General features: G+C 50.4%; 10 protein-coding genes. 4 read left to right on the top strand and 6 right to left on the bottom strand.

What is annotated here, in order from left to right; translation table 11 throughout:
* Positions 1-39: 39 nt before the first annotated feature.
* Positions 40-1842 carry a sigma 54-interacting transcriptional regulator gene (locus KIH39_RS05275; protein ID WP_213498217.1) on the top strand — a complete coding sequence of 601 codons (1803 nt, stop codon included), beginning with the start codon at positions 40-42 and terminating at the stop codon, positions 1840-1842.
* Here the strand turns inward: KIH39_RS05275 and KIH39_RS05270 are convergent.
* On the bottom strand, positions 1839-4079 hold the full coding sequence (locus tag KIH39_RS05270) for a vWA domain-containing protein (protein WP_213498216.1): 2241 nt from the start codon (positions 4077-4079) through the stop codon (positions 1839-1841). The genes KIH39_RS05275 and KIH39_RS05270 overlap by 4 nt on opposite strands.
* Positions 4080-4268: 189 nt before the next feature.
* Here KIH39_RS05270 and KIH39_RS05265 point away from each other — a divergent pair, with 189 nt between their 5' ends.
* From KIH39_RS05265 to KIH39_RS05255, 3 genes are all read left to right on the top strand, one after another.
* The gene (locus KIH39_RS05265; RefSeq protein WP_213498215.1) at positions 4269-5531 is read left to right on the top strand and encodes an MFS transporter; all 1263 of its coding nucleotides are present in this window, start codon (positions 4269-4271) and stop codon (positions 5529-5531) included.
* Entirely contained in the window at positions 5528-6196 is a 669-nt protein-coding gene (gene rpe, locus KIH39_RS05260) for a ribulose-phosphate 3-epimerase (protein ID WP_213498214.1), read from the top strand. The genes KIH39_RS05265 and rpe overlap by 4 nt, the downstream gene beginning before the upstream one ends.
* A gap of 141 nt (positions 6197-6337) precedes the next feature.
* Positions 6338-7507 (top strand): DUF1571 domain-containing protein, encoded by a 1170-nt coding sequence (locus tag KIH39_RS05255; protein ID WP_213498213.1) that lies wholly within the window; start codon positions 6338-6340, stop codon positions 7505-7507.
* 6 nt (positions 7508-7513) lie between these two features.
* On the opposite strand, the gene KIH39_RS05250 is transcribed toward KIH39_RS05255, so the two are convergent.
* The 5 genes from KIH39_RS05250 to KIH39_RS05230 all read right to left on the bottom strand — a co-directional run bounded on the left by KIH39_RS05250 (position 7514) and on the right by KIH39_RS05230 (position 14777).
* Positions 7514-9034, bottom strand: a complete 1521-nt coding sequence (locus KIH39_RS05250) for a serine/threonine protein kinase (RefSeq protein ID WP_213498212.1) — start codon at positions 9032-9034, stop codon at positions 7514-7516.
* 93 nt (positions 9035-9127) lie between these two features.
* Positions 9128-10729, bottom strand: coding sequence for a transcriptional regulator (locus KIH39_RS05245; protein WP_213498211.1), 1602 nt, complete (start codon positions 10727-10729; stop codon positions 9128-9130).
* A gap of 1392 nt (positions 10730-12121) precedes the next feature.
* Positions 12122-13063 carry a ThuA domain-containing protein gene (locus KIH39_RS05240; protein WP_213498210.1) on the bottom strand — a complete coding sequence of 314 codons (942 nt, stop codon included), beginning with the start codon at positions 13061-13063 and terminating at the stop codon, positions 12122-12124.
* 135 nt (positions 13064-13198) lie between these two features.
* A complete protein-coding gene (gene pyrF / locus KIH39_RS05235) occupies positions 13199-14113 on the bottom strand; it encodes an orotidine-5'-phosphate decarboxylase (protein WP_213498209.1) in 915 nt (304 codons plus the stop codon).
* A gap of 76 nt (positions 14114-14189) precedes the next feature.
* On the bottom strand, positions 14190-14777 hold the full coding sequence (locus KIH39_RS05230; protein WP_213498208.1) for a hypothetical protein: 588 nt from the start codon (positions 14775-14777) through the stop codon (positions 14190-14192).
* Between the last annotated feature and the right edge of the window lie 62 nt (positions 14778-14839).

The following is a 14839-nucleotide window of genomic DNA, read 5'->3' as shown; positions in this document are numbered from 1 at the left end:
TTCGAATCGTCCAGAAATACCTTACGGATGGTCCTTTTTATGCGCGCCAGACTCGTCGTAGTGGAAGGTAATGTCACCCCTCGAGTTTTTGAAATTAGTCGCGGAGAGCAGTTGATTCTCGGTCGAAGTCAAAAAAAAGCGATGATGGTGCTGGCTGATGATTATGTCTCGAGTACTCATGCGCGGATTTACAATGAAGGGATCCGCTGGTTTTTGGAAAATGAAGGGCAGAACGGCACTCTCGTCAACGGCAAGCGTTACGATCGCGAAGACAAGATATGTCAGCTCGAGAATTCCAGCGAAATCCAGATCATCAACAATCGTTTCAAATTCACTCTGGTGCAAGCGGGTCCCTCCCCGGATCGCTCAGAGGATACCTCTGCACAGAGTACGATGCGATTCGAGGATGAAATTAAGCAACTCCACGCATTCATCAGCCAAACTTCCAAGGAAGTGGATTTGAAGAAATTCCTGGAGTTGGCAATGGAATACCTTCAAGTCATGCTGCGAGCTAATGTCATCGGCTATTTAAGAAGCGATCCCATACTCAGCGAACCGAAACTGGTAATACCTCGAAATCACAGTCTCGACATTCAACTCAGCCAGAAGTTATCCCGGTGGGCAACCGTGGAAGGCGGAACCGTTCAATTGCGCAGCCGAAGTGTTGAACTCGACAGTGCGAGTCTTGCGGATTTCAAAGACGCTTTGTGTGCTCCCCTGGTGTACAACGACAAAAAATTCGGCACTCTCCACGTCTATTCTCACGAAAGAGAGTTCACTTCCCGGGACAAGTCCATCTTCGAGATTGCACTTCCGTTTCTGATTGGGCGCATCAATCAATTTCAGGAGCAAAGCGAGGCTCTTTATGGGCAAAGAGTTGAGGACTCGGCCGATTCCAGTTATGTCATGGTCGGCCAAAGTCCCCCGATGCAGGAGTTACTCCGGCAGATAAAAAATGTAAGCCGTCATGAAAAATCGGTTTTGATACTTGGCGAGAGTGGCGTCGGTAAAGAACTCGTCGCTCGCGAAATCCACAAGCTGAGTTTGCGGGCGGGACGAGGCTTCGTTCCCGTGAATTGTGCCGCCATTCCAGATGGATTACTCGAATCGCATTTATTCGGTCATGAGATCGGGGCTTTCACCGGGGCCACTAAAAAACACATTGGAGTCTTTCGGGAAGCAGACGATGGAATTCTGTTTCTCGATGAATTGGGGGAGATGTCAGACGCCTGCCAGGCTAAATTGCTGCGAGTCCTCGAACAGGGAACCATTCGCTCGGTGGGCGGATCCCAAGATGAAAAGGTCGATGTCCGAATCATCGCGGCGACCAATGCGGATCTTGCGAAAATGAAGGATCAGAAGCGATTTCGCGCGGATCTGTTCTATCGGTTGAATGTTTTGCGAGTTATCGTTCCTCCGTTGCGTGAACGGTTGTCCGATATCCCGCTGCTGATCGAGCATTTCGCAAAAAAAAATAGCGACGTCGAGTTACGGATCGACGAATCGGGCTGGGAGGCACTCCAGCAGCACACATGGCCCGGCAACATTCGCGAATTGCGGAATACTCTCGATCGAATCTACTGCAATGCGGCTGATATGGTGATTAACGGGGATTTGGTGAGGAATCACTTAGATGAGGAATACGGCCAAATCCTGGATCTGCCAGAGCTGAATATTGAAAAGCTGGAAATCCTAGCAATCGAACAGGCTCTTAAGAAAACCAACTGGAATATGGCTCGCGCAGCACTAATTACAGGACTTAATCGGGATACCCTTTATCGCAAACTCGCCAAGCACGGTATACGACGTCCCGAGTCGAATCGTGACGATATTCCCGACTAAAGAGCAATTCGCTTGTTGTAGATGAACCATTCGATCAGCACGAAGCCGAATCCTATCAGCAACGCCCAGCGCCAAAGTTCGCGGGGTTGCTTGCGCGCTTCTCCAGCTGCGATGTCCTCGGATCCAATTCGGATGGCATCCCGGGGTTCGATATTGCTCTCGTTCAGATCGAAAAGATTCACTGCAAAGCGACGAATCTGGTCTTTCCAGGTGATTTCGTAAACCCCCTGCTCTACTGTGTTGCCGAAGTTGAAATCACTGCGATTGCCCCGCTCGAGTCGAACAATTTCTCCCTTAGGCGATTTCACCTGAATTTCTGCAACACCACCACCTGGTCGAATCAGTTTCACCTGACCGGGCTTAATAGTCTCTTCGCTGCTGGCATCCCGGACGTTACCCATAAACAAGAGGAGATTCCTGAAAAACAGAGGAAATCCCGGCTTTAAAAACCAACGGGTATTCCACTTGCCATCGAGCGTTTCCAGGGGAAAAGCCATAACCAGATCGGTGTAAGATCCCCGAGACAATGCGAAGAGTAGAGCCAGTTCGCGATCCCCCTCTATCAAAACAGGCGTTTTAGGAGGGAGTTTTTCGAATCTCAACGCCTCAGCCAATTCCATTTCATGCCAACCGGTAATGCCCCGCATCACCGGATGCTGGTCGTTCCAACCGCGCACCTGAGGAAATTCGATTTTTTCCACCAGCAGGCGATCCTCCCCTTTGCCATCGATTTTCCAGGGCGGCGGCGGATAGCCGATGAACAGAGTGTGCGCTCGGGGCATCTCGTTTTCAGTCGAAGGAGCACATCGATCAAAAATGACCAGATCGTAGACGCCACTGAGGGCGGGATCGAGATAAGAGGCGGAATCCTTTAGCTGGGCGGGTGTGATAAATGTGACATCCGCCAGCTTTTTGACAGCGTTACTCTCAAAGAAGTATTGCAGTACCTGATTACCGGGTCCTGCGATCAATATTTTCGCCTTCCGAACCACTCCGAGGACCAGCCAAGCCTCGTCATCGAGTGGAAAACTATCTTTGCAGTCGTTCAACTTCGCATGAAGTACGATATCGGCATTCTCGGCGATGTTCGAAAACTCCAACTCTAACGTGGACTCTCCGGGAATATCTTTTGCCTGTTTCCCCTCTTCTTCAGGAGGAATTAACTTCCGGGGGGGAAGATTGATCGTACGCTGACGGGAATTCATCAATCTTTTGCCTTCCGCGAGCACATCCACAGATACCGATACATTGGCCGCTTTATTGCGAAAATTGTTGACTCGCAGGAAGACCTGTATCTTGGTGGGATCGAGTTCGGAGCGAAGCACATCGAAACGCGTGATACCGATATTATCCCCCGATCCAATCGGGGAATGTTCAGGCACATGCAACTGCATCTGAAGATTAGCAAGCGAGAAATCGGTGATATCGGCGAAACGCCCATCTGAAAAAAGGTGAACCTGGGTGTCGATGCCCTCAACAACGGCGTACGTCCGCTCCTTTCCTTTTTCTGGATTATCGGGCCGCACTGCTTCATTTTCGGTGGATCGGGCGGGATTTGCGAGACTCTCGGCCAGACTGAGGGCTTCCTCTAATTTCGTTGGGCACTGGGTGGGCTGAATGGCCTCAACCGCTGCTCGAAGGAGGGTTCTATTTGAGGTATAACTCTGCCGAATCTCCGCGGTGGCGTTGAAAACGATAACCATCCCGAAATCACCATCGGTAGAAGCGTCTATTTCCTTCAAAGCTTCTCTTTTCGCCCACTCCAGTCGATTCGGTTGAATATCAGTCGCACTCATGCTGGCCGAATTATCGACCATCAGGATGTAGTGTCGGTTTCCGCCGACCATGCCGTGAAGCCTCGGCCCCATAATGGCCAGAATCAGCAAAAGGGAGATCAAAATTTGCAGGAGCAGGAGTACATTTCGGCGCAGCCATTGCAACAGGCGATTAACATGCAGATCCTCAACAGATTTTTTCCAAAGAAACGTACTCGAAATTGGATAGCTATTTCTTTTCAGCTTCAGGAAATAGAAAATCAGAATCAAAAATGGAAGGGAAATTAGAAAAAAAGCGGCCCAATCCGATAAAGCAAAATGATGACTGACGCCAATTTTCTGTTCGAGCCAGGCATTGGTTTCCGCTTCGCGTCCGCTCACGTCGAGAATCAGTAAAACCAAAGCGGGAATGGCCGCGAGAAGGGATATAACCAGTCCCACCGGGAATAGCAGTCGCAGCATAAAATTCCGCCTAGTCGAAGATATACCCTATTGTCGCTAAATTGGCTAACCGATTTCAAGGTATTGGCAGTTCCGGTCGAAAGCGGAAAAGTTTTTTTTCAGAAGTGCCTGAACATTTGGACGAACTGAAAGATCACTCTCTATGATGGGTACTACGATTAGAGTTTGAAAAAAAGCGTTGGGCACTTCATGCAGTCTTCAAAGTCGATTAAATTTAGCCGCGGCGAGTGGCTAATTCTCTTAATATTGGCCGGAATTCAGTTTGCGAACATCATCGACTTCGTGTTGATGATTCCTCTCGCTCCCACGATCAAAGTCCGGTTTGACATTCTCTCCGGGGAATTTAGCCAACTGGTAGCCGCGTACGGAGTATCGGCTGCGATCGCGGCGATACTTTCGGCCTCGATCATCGACCGATTTGATCGAAAAGCTGTTCTAGTAACACTTTTGCTCGGCTTCAGTCTAAGCACCGCCGCGTGCGGATTATCCGATACCTATAGCCGAATGCTGGCCTCACGAATTGCCGCTGGGGCTTTCGGCGGAGTACTTGGTTCATGTGTCATGACAATCATCGGGGACTTATTTGCCGATGCCAGGCGTGGTACCGCAATGGGGATTATTATGTCGGGATTTGCCGCAGCTTCGGTAATTGGCATCCCGACTGGACTCAAACTATCGGAAGAATTTGGGATGGGGGCGCCTTTCCTCACCCTGGCTGTCCTGGTGCTACTCTTGACTTGCCTGGTTATGGTCAAGTTTCCTAGTCTGCGCGGCCATATCATTCCCGGTAAAATTGATCCGTTCATTCAGTTCGGTCATGTGATCTGCAACAAATACTACCTTCTAGCGTTTCTGTTTAGCGCTACCGTGGTGGGGGGCGGATTTTTGGTGATTCCTTTCCTCGCAGATTACATGGTGAACAACGTCAAACGGCCGCCAGAACAGGTGAAGTACGTCTATCTGATCGCGGGATGCTGCACCCTGTTTACTACGAATATCATTGGCCGGCTCTCCGACAAAATCGGTAAGAAGCAAGTCTTCTATGTCGTAGCAGTTTGTGCGGCCATCATGAGCCTGATTCTGACTCATCTTCCCGAAGTCGGCATGTTCACCATCTTCCTGGTGACCACTTGTTTCATGATCTTCACTTCGGGTCGAATGGTGCCAGCCCAGGCGCTGATTACCGGAGTAGCTAAACCGCACGAACGGGGGGCCTTCATGAGCTTGAATTCCGCCGTGCAGCATATGACAATGGGTCTGGCCTCGGTAGTTTCCGGACAATTCATAACGGATGGCCCAACGAAAGAACTGATTGGCTACGGCACCGTGGGATTTATGTCTGCTGGTGTGGCCATGCTGAGTATCGGCCTCGTTCGGATTTTGCGTAGTGCCGTAACGCCTCATCCTGTAAAACAAACGGTGCCCCCCGAAGTTGTTGAGGTTACGGTATGATTTCCATTGCTCCATCCATCTTGGCGGCTGATTTTTCCAAGTTGGGTGAACTCGTTCATCAGGTCGACCTGGGAGGAGCAAACCGAATTCACGTCGACGTCATGGATGGCCACTTCGTTCCGAATCTGAGTATGGGTCCGGTGGTAGTGAAAGGGCTGCGCCCGATCACCAAGCTTCCACTGGAAGTGCATCTGATGGTCGATAATCCTTCCCGATTCGTGGATTCCTTTCTACAAGCCGGCGCAGATACTTTAATCGTCCACTTTGAAGTTGTCTCGGATCCTCTGCCGCTGATCCAAGAGATCCGCGGCCGAGGTCGAAAAGTGGGTCTGGCGATCAATCCCGGGACTTCCGTTGATGTCCTGAAGGATTACATCACCGATATTGATCTGGCGCTGTGCATGACCGTGTGGCCGGGTTTTGGAGGACAGTCATTCCTGCCGGAAAGTCCGGAGCGAATCCAGAAACTCCGAGAGCTCATCGAAAAACTGAATCCTCGCTGTGAACTCGAAGTGGATGGGGGCGTCGATCTTCAAACCGCACCGGTGTGCGTTCGACACGGAGCCGATGTTCTGGTCGCGGGCACAGCGATTTTTGGTTCTCCCAAAGGCCCTAAATTAGCAACGGAACAACTCGGCCGAATTCGAGCGGAAGAACTCGAGTAGCCCAGCTTCCACATTCTGCCCGAAGTTCCGGGCAGCATCCCGCACTTTAAAAACGCTATTGCGTTTCAGTAAAAATTGTTTAAAGTTCGCATCCTGTAATGCCGAAGTGTCGGCTCTTTCAATCGCAAGGATGCGGCCATTATGCATGGCAAAAATCGACTGGCTCGCTGGATCTGCTTCACCTTCGTTTTAACGACAATCGTTTTCCCTATCGGATGCTTTTCCTCTCCGAAACGAAGCGCGATCAGTTCGACACCCGCCACGCCTTTGGATACCTACAAACCGTTGCCGGATCCTCGGAAAGCACCCGATCCAACGGCGACACCCCCTCAGGCGAATGCAAATGCGGCTACAACGCCAACTGCTAATAAGAATCTTCCTCCCTTACCGAAACCCCTCAACACACCTGCAGATACCACTCCTGGCCTGACATCCCCGGCAGTTCCCACGGCATCAAGCCCGGCCCCGGCGACATCTAGCCCGGCTCCGATATTGCCGACCCTGCAGGATCCCGCACCAACAACTCCCCAAGTTCCCAAACTGGGTCCTCAAAGCAATAACGATAGTCTCGAAACCAAGCCGATTGCACGAGCCAGCTCCGTCGATTTGCCTCGTGCTACTGAGCCCGCGGTCAACGACATCGGTACTCTTCTGACGAGCGCCTCCCATCGGTTGAAGTCGATCGATACTCTCGAATCGAAGATGATCATGCGAGATATCAAGGAGGGCGTCCAGCAACCGACCGAGGTCGTTCGCTTTCGCCATAAGCAAAGCCCATATTCCGTTCACATGACCTGGATTGGCGAGCAGTTTCAAGGTCGCGACATCCTGTATGTGTCCAATAAATACGAAGGCAAAATTCAAATGCTGACGGCCAAGGGAGACATTCCCTTATTAGGCCCTCAACAAGTGAGCATGCCTCCGGACGATCCGACTCTCAAGAGTCGCTCCAAACACGATATTCGGGATGCGGGACCAGGGTACGTCGTGCGTCATTTGCTCTCCTTGTGGAATCAGCAGACATTCGCTTCGAGACTGCACGACAAGGGGATGACCGAACGAAACGATCACAAAGGGCCATTACGCCTGATTGAAGAACATGTGCCCCCCGGGGATAAGGAATTGCCCAAGGGAGGCAAGCGACAGTACTATTTCGATGTTGATGAAGGCAGCCCCAGCTTAAATCTGCCGGTCGTAATCATCATCGTGGAAAATGGCGGCCGAAACGCCGAGTCGATGCTCTTCTCGAATTTTCGCTGCAATCATCTGAACGATGCGGATTTCGATATTCGATCGCTGGGCAAGCGTTAGTTCGGTTCAGGCTGTCACCAACTGATTATCCGTGGCGTATTCGGTCAGTCGTTCAATGACCGAATCGTAGGATTGGGGCCGATTTTCCAAATCCATGTGCATCATTTCCAGAATAAAGTTGGACAAATCGTTGGGGATCTCCGGCCGGACCTTGGACGGTTTCGGAGGATTGGAACTCATATGTTCCATAAACATCTCTTTGCGGCTGGCAGCGGTATAAGGCAACTTACCTGTGATCAGATGATAGAAGGTCACTCCCAGGGAGTAGATATCGGATCGATGATCGATCTGGGAACCATCTATGAGCTGTTCGGGCGGCATGTAGGCCGCGGTACCTTCGCCTGAGGCAGAAGGGTTCTCGCCATCCCCTTCAATTTTCAATGCCAGCCCTAAATCCAGGATGCGTGTAGTATCGTCCCGTGAAACTAACAGGTTCCCGGGTTTGACGTCGCGATGGATGATCCCCAGCTTGTGAGCCGCCTGCAACCCCTTGGCCGCTTGTAGAACGATATTCGATGCGCGGTCCACGGGTAAAACCCGATTTTGTTTCAGCAGATCCAAGCCGCTCAATCCTTCAACGTATTCCATCACCACGAATGGCAGGATCGGATTATCTTCAAAGTCGAGCACGCGCACGATGTTGGGGTGATTGATCTGGGCCAGCAAATGAGCTTCATTGCGAAATCTCTCGATGCGGGCTTCGCGATCGTGCTGGGCATCCGGATGCAGAAACTTCAATGCCACCATGGACTTCAATTTCAAGTTGGAAGCTCGGAAAACCAGACCGGATGCTCCGCGCCCGATCTGCTCGATCAGAAGGAATTTGCCGATCTGAACTCCTGGTTCCAACTTGCGCGGATTAGTCGACGGAGGGAGTGGGATATTCGGGCTGAGATAACTCGGTTTGGTTTTGATCGGGTTGATACTGGTTGCCCGCAGCACCGTCGAAGAGAATGTATCCTGCATCGAGGCGGGAGCAATACCCGAACCGGTGGCCAGGAATCGGCCGTTGCCAATCGTCGAGGAGTTCAGCTGACTTTCGGAATCGCCCCCGCCCGTTTTTGCATTTCGGACTCTTTCGACTTCTTTTTCAAGAAGTTTGGTTTGTTCGAAAAGCGTACGAGTGATGATTTTGTCTTTGGGGATAAGCACGTTACCGAAGATCGGGTGGAGTATATTCTCGGGAGCGCGAGTGCCCAACAAGCTCAGAAGGTCTTCCGCCTTTTCGATGTACATACCCTTGGGTAACTGCACGACGACGCCGTCACCGTAAATTCGGGATTGACAGGCCAGCCGGCAGGAAGGCGTACTGCCCTGTACGAGCGACAGCGTTTTCTTTTCGCGGTTTTCCATGGGGGAGAGACTATCGCCCCCCTTCTCCACGGTCACGCGACAGGTCGCGCAAAGGCCGCGCCCACCGCAGGACATTTTGACGTTGAGTTGCTTAGCTAACAGAGTAGAGAGCACCGTGGTGCCGGTCTGCATGACCAAATCTTCACCCAGCGGCTGCAATTTAATTCTTTTCATAGCATCTATCCTTGGTGTTACCGCGCCAGTAACTCATTTAGCCGAATCGGAAACACTCTTTACACGCCGTCGAAACGCCTAATGCATCCAAATTCAAACAGCCATACCTAACTTCCAACCCAAACAGAGCTCCTCGATCGGGCCGATTTCCAAGCCTGCTTGCACCACTTTCTGCTCGGGCAGTCGGGTCGGGACATACAGACCGAAAATTCTCCGGCCGTCTGGGGACTCCTCCGCTCGTAGGAAGCCATTCAGTGTGCGGGAAACTCTAGCTGCCACCAGATAGCCGAGTAAGGCTTCCCTTCCCGGTTGCTCCACTAGCAACGATTCCCAATCGAATTCCCCATCCGCAATGGCTGGCAGCCAATCTTTCTTCCACTCTCCCAAAACTTCATAAACCACCCAACCCTCGGACAATTCTGCAGTCCCGGGAAGCTTATCTACCCGCACTTCCACGCGTTCACCACTGCTGGCCCGAATGGCAAACTCAAGCAGGCCGCGAAGCGCGTTGAACAATCCGGAGCTGTCGGCACAGAGCCAACCAGCGCCTTTATTCGCTACTTGAATCGTAACTCGTTTAGCGCTAGTAAGGCTGGAAAGCGAACGAATGGAATCCTGAAGAACCTCCTCCGCGGTGATTTCGTTCAAATCAAGACTATCCAACTCCGTCCACTCGACTCGATAGAGCGACTCCCAGAGTCGCAAACGGCCCATCCACTGATCCAGGTCCTGCCGGATTCCGCCGATCCGCGAAATCAACTGGCTCTTATCAGCCGACTGTTTGACTTCCCCGAGCGCTAATCGACATTTCGCTTGAAGTGTCTCGGCCAGAGGAAGTTCAGCCACCAGGTTATCTCGGATCAACTGCTGAAGAGTGCTAAGCCGGGCTTCCTTGGCCGCATTAGAAACCATCGAATCTTTTTCGGCCAATTCCTGAGAACGATCGGTGATCACCCAGCACGACAAATTTTTACGCTCGGGGTGGGGCACTTTGCCGTGGAAAAACCGAATCGGTTTCTTCTGACCCGAAAGAGAAAGTTCTGCAAGATCCGTATGTACCTCCGAACGAGCCAAAGCCGACGCTTTTCCGTTCGGCATCACAAGGAATTCATCGATATTGCGTGCGGCCATGTTTCCGGGATTGAGTGCCAGACACTTTTCGCCCAGCTGGTTCATCGATAAAAGCCGCCCTTGATCATCGGTTACGACTACTGGAACGGGAATTCCCTGGAGCAGCGACTGATTTACCTGCATTCGGGAACGCAGGGTCTGAAGCAAGTTACGAAGTTCGGTCAAGCTCCCAGGCAGCGAATCCAGACCTCGTGCAGCGCTTTGTTTCACCCCCATCAAAAGGTTCAAGGCTATCAGATGGGAATCCACAGCATCAAGAACAACCTGGCGCTCCTGCAAAGCCTGGTCCCGATCTCGGACTAAATCCAAGTAACGGAGTTTCGCTGGACCGAATAACGGGTCTCTTTTCTTTTCAGGAACATTCAGAACGTCGTTCTGTACCCAGGTTCGAAAGGTTTCTACGGTTCGGGTCAAAAAGAGCCCGCACGCAAGAATGAGTATGGATGCTAGACCGGAAGTCAGAAAGATCCCCTTCTCCGATCTCAAATCCGCTGGCAGCACGAACCAAAGCAGTGCGGTCAGTAACGGGATCGCAGCCAGGAAGCCAATTCGAACTGAAAACACGTCTAATCACTCCGAAATATGAGCACTGAATTTAATCGGTGGAATGACTATTAGAAAAACCGCAATTCAACTAATTCAAGTCGTCCGAGTCGTTCACATTTAAAAATAGAATGGCTTTTGAGTAGTGAGAGATAATAATTTGAAAAAAAGATACTATGCTATTTTTCATTCTATAACCAAAGATGTTGCATCTAGTTCAAGCACCAAATTATCAAATGCGATCAATAATTGTTAAGATTAGACGCAAAATGATTCGCGCCCGGCAAAACAAATTGATTATATTAAAAAACTGACTAATATATATACTCTAACTATTTACTTTAAGTATATACCAACCATATAGTGTTTAAAGCTATATAAATTTACTCTAGAAACGATCATGACTAAAACATCCGGTTCCGACTCCGATTCCAGCAAGCCGATAGGTATGGTGCTAGTGAATGGCTGCCGATGTCGCTGCGGTCACGAATGGGTTCCTCACGGAAATTCACGGCCACACGTCTGCCCCAAATGCAAGAGTCCGCGATGGGATCAACCGAAAAAGTATCAAAGAAAAAACGCGTCAAAAAACTCTGCCTGATTCGGTTTCACTTTTGATGCCCCACTTTCCTGATGATGACATTCAAATCGATAGAGTTCCGATTGAAAATACTCATAACACTATTTGTCGCAGTTAAAGAGATTCTGCGAAGTCTTCCCTGTACCCATCTCTTACGCTCTACACGATCTAAATGAGCGTGAACTAATCGAAACTTTTTTCAATTCCTCAAAACAACATGGATTGTCGAATAACGATGCAACTGGTTTGTAATTAAATATCACACAACGGAAATATATATACTAATTGTCTATTCAATACACTTCTCCCTCAATACGCGAAAAGGCATGAAAGAGATTTGCCTGAGCGTTCGATCCCAAAAGGGACAATACCAGTCAGCAATTTTTCCGATGATTTCCTACCAGCCTTTGAGTGATAGGAGAAACTCGTCCGAGTTATTACCGTTCGAAACATTGATAGTCTCGATTCGGTCAGCGCATTGTCATTCGCGTTGCGATCGTTCGAGTTTTCGCATAAGCAGATCTTACATTCGCTACACCTTATCCAAATTCTGGACATAATTTTCTGTAGAACGGTATATTTGGGCTTTCAAAGGAATGATTCTAAAAAAAGAAAACTATTTTCTCAGAGGAATCGAGTTGGAACTTGCGCGAAATTTGATTGCTCTAGCAGAAGAATATTTTGCGTAGGCGTAATTTCCGAAGCCTGATCGGCGTTCTCAAGCTGAATCGCGATTTTTGAAAGCTTGGCTGGGTCTGCCGTGAAATTTCAAAAAGGAAGCTTCAGAAATCGAACGTATGCCGATCTCTGAAGTGCGTTGGAAGTCGCGAAGACTATCGTTTGCTCAGGCTGGGTGTGGCATCGGCGGCAATTCTACCTACAGCCCAATCCAAGCCTCCGAAGAGGTGCTTCTGAAATCGCGGATCGCTCCAGACTTCCTTGCGATGGCCGAGGGATGTGTAGAAGGCCTTGCCCTTACCCACTTCGTGACACCAGGAAACCGCGAAATCTTTGTCAGTTCGTTTGACGTCCTTTTTTGTCAAGTCGATCGTATTTACATCCACACTCAGGATGATGTGCAAACGCTCGCGAGAATAGGGCGTCTTGAACTGATAGATCTCGTCCGTGATTTCCGTGGAACCCGCGAACGGGGCACCGGCGGGATGCTTGGCGTCCTCGACAACCAACTTGATTTTCTGATGCCAGGGATGGCTGTTGAAGTAGCCGCCGACCAGTTCGCCATATTCCGGCTCGTTATACAGCGTGTCCGTGGCACAGTGCGTTCCCGCGTAGCCGTGCCCGGCTTTGACCCACTCCACCAGCTCTTTGGTCTCTTCTTTCGTCATCGGATTACCCGTGGTGAAGAAAAGGATCGCGTCGAAGTTTGCCAGGGTCTGCTTGTTGATTCGGCCGATGTGGGCCTTATCGACTGGGACTTTCGTAATTTTCTCGAATCGCTCGGCGTATTCATCGAGAATCTTACGCTCAACCATTAGAGGTTTGTTTGTACCGGCTTCCTTCACTACTTGGCCTTTTTCATCCCGTTTTTCGAACTTCCCGACGGCTTCCGGGTCGCGAGTATATCGGAAACAGGTTACTTCCCAGCCATATTTGGGTCCGAGCTCCGTCAACAGTTTTTCCGCAAGGCCCACGGAATCGTGCACAAATCCGCCGGAATCCGTGATCAGCAGCAATTTTTTGGTTTTTTCATCCGCCTGAAGAGCGGACGCCGCGAACAGCGACAGACATAAAACGGCAATACAGCGTTTCAACATGAAGTGCTCCGAAAGGGAGAGACTAAAGGTAGGTTCACAAAGAGTATTTTAGCAAAATCGCTGGCGATTTGATTTGGAAAAGCCGTAAAGTGGTGAAGGCACGAGGGCGAAAGCGGGAGATGAAAAACGATATCTCTAGCGCGAACGAACCGCATTCAATTGCTGGTTGGTCTTTTCCACTGCAAGTCGAATGGCCGCTTTCCAATCCTTGCTGTCCGGCTTGAAGCAAAAAGTGATTCCTCGAGAACTGTTCACAATCGCCCCGAATCCGTTATCGTCGAAGCTTTCTCGCACATCCTCTGCAGTCCCTCCCTGAGCACCATACCCCGGTACCAGGAACCAGACGCCTGGCATGTACGAGCGAAGTTCTTTGAGATCCCTCGGATTGGTGGCACCAACCACGGCTCCGATGCTGCCGTAACCGTGAGAACGGATAGTGACATAGTTCCATCGGCTGATAGCGTCCGCCACATGGTAATAGAGTGGCTTGCCTTCGCAGATCAGATTCTGAAATAGTCCCGACCCGGGATTACTCGTCCGCAAAAGTACGAATATCCCGCCCTGCACTTTTTCCGCTTCCGTCAGAAACGGCTCCAAGGAATCCTCGCCCAGGTAGGGATTCACCGTCAGCGAGTCCGCTGCGAAAAGCGAATAATGCTGTCCTTCGTAGTCTGCTCCGGTGAAAGCAGTCTTCGCATAGGCTTCCCCGGTCGTCGAAATATCCCCCCGCTTCGCATCGAGAATCACGAGCAGCCCTTTGGAACGAGCGTGATCGATCACGGCACCCAGCGCCAAAATCCCGGCGGCTCCGCAAGCCTCAAAAAAAGCACTCTGCGGTTTCACCACTGGAACGTAAGGCGCAACGATATCGATGACTTCAGAGCAAAAATTTGAATAACTGCGGGCGATTTTTTCGAGTCCCAAGCCATGGCAGCTATTTCGGAGGTCGAGCGGCAGAAGTTCCCAACGTGGATCGAGTCCCACACAGAGAACGCTGTTTTTCTCTCGAATCGAATTGTAAAGACGATCGGAGAACGTGGCTGGAGCCATCAAAAGACCTCGCTAAAATAAAACGGCTCACCACAGCCGGGTGAGCCCACGTAGGCCAAAATCCAGAAGCTACTACTCAGCTGCCGGGTTCATGCTTTACGAGTTCCAGAATCCCTTCCTGGCCATCGAGGGAGAACTGAATCTTGACAATGCCAACGTTCTCCACGAACCACTGCTTCAGAACGGCTTTCTTATCGCCGATCGTGATGTCCTTGCCTTCAACGAGAAAGGCCCCTTTATAGGGTGTCCCGTTGACGGTCACGTCTTCCACTTTAATCTCGTATTTGCCTTTAACGGTCTGGTTTTGAACTTTGAAATCGAAATCCCAGCTGTCGCCTTTGGCAGGAGGCAGTTTGAAGAATTTCACCGGCGTGTCCACCTTCGTGGTATTGATGGAGTAGCGATAGAATCCGTCATCACGAATCTCGATCAATTCGGTGGCCGCCAACTTTGTGTTCACAGTGGTTTCGAGCTTCCATCCCGTTTTGTCGCCGATTTTATCCGTGCCAGTGACTTTCACCAGAATTTCCCCACCCTGACTGGACTTGTAGGTCCAGGAAGCCCCCTTCTTCAAAGGATAGAAAGGAGACGATTTGGCCTCTTGGGCATATACGTAGGATCCGAAACAGAGAAAGAGAACCAGAAAACCAGTTAACCGCTTCATCGAACGCTCCCGCGAAATAGATTCGATTATTTACGTAAACACTTATTTTACTATTCAAAATA

Source organism: Telmatocola sphagniphila (genome assembly GCF_018398935.1).
In the GTDB taxonomy this organism is placed as follows: domain Bacteria; phylum Planctomycetota; class Planctomycetia; order Gemmatales; family Gemmataceae; genus Telmatocola; species Telmatocola sphagniphila.
This window is presented reverse-complemented; position numbering and strand designations above follow the sequence as displayed.

Excerpts from the sequence above, each read along its gene's own strand:
- KIH39_RS05275 (WP_213498217.1), top strand. The coding sequence starts at position 40 with ATGCGCGCCAGACTCGTCGTAGTGGAAGGTAATGTCACCCCTCGAGTT.
- KIH39_RS05270 (WP_213498216.1), bottom strand. The coding sequence starts at position 4,079 with ATGCTGCGACTGCTATTCCCGGTGGGACTGGTTATATCCCTTCTCGCG.
- KIH39_RS05265 (WP_213498215.1), top strand. The coding sequence starts at position 4,269 with ATGCAGTCTTCAAAGTCGATTAAATTTAGCCGCGGCGAGTGGCTAATT.
- rpe (WP_213498214.1), top strand. The coding sequence starts at position 5,528 with ATGATTTCCATTGCTCCATCCATCTTGGCGGCTGATTTTTCCAAGTTG.
- KIH39_RS05255 (WP_213498213.1), top strand. The coding sequence starts at position 6,338 with ATGCATGGCAAAAATCGACTGGCTCGCTGGATCTGCTTCACCTTCGTT.
- KIH39_RS05250 (WP_213498212.1), bottom strand. The coding sequence starts at position 9,034 with ATGAAAAGAATTAAATTGCAGCCGCTGGGTGAAGATTTGGTCATGCAG.
- KIH39_RS05240 (WP_213498210.1), bottom strand. The coding sequence starts at position 13,063 with ATGTTGAAACGCTGTATTGCCGTTTTATGTCTGTCGCTGTTCGCGGCG.
- pyrF (WP_213498209.1), bottom strand. The coding sequence starts at position 14,113 with ATGGCTCCAGCCACGTTCTCCGATCGTCTTTACAATTCGATTCGAGAG.
- KIH39_RS05230 (WP_213498208.1), bottom strand. The coding sequence starts at position 14,777 with ATGAAGCGGTTAACTGGTTTTCTGGTTCTCTTTCTCTGTTTCGGATCC.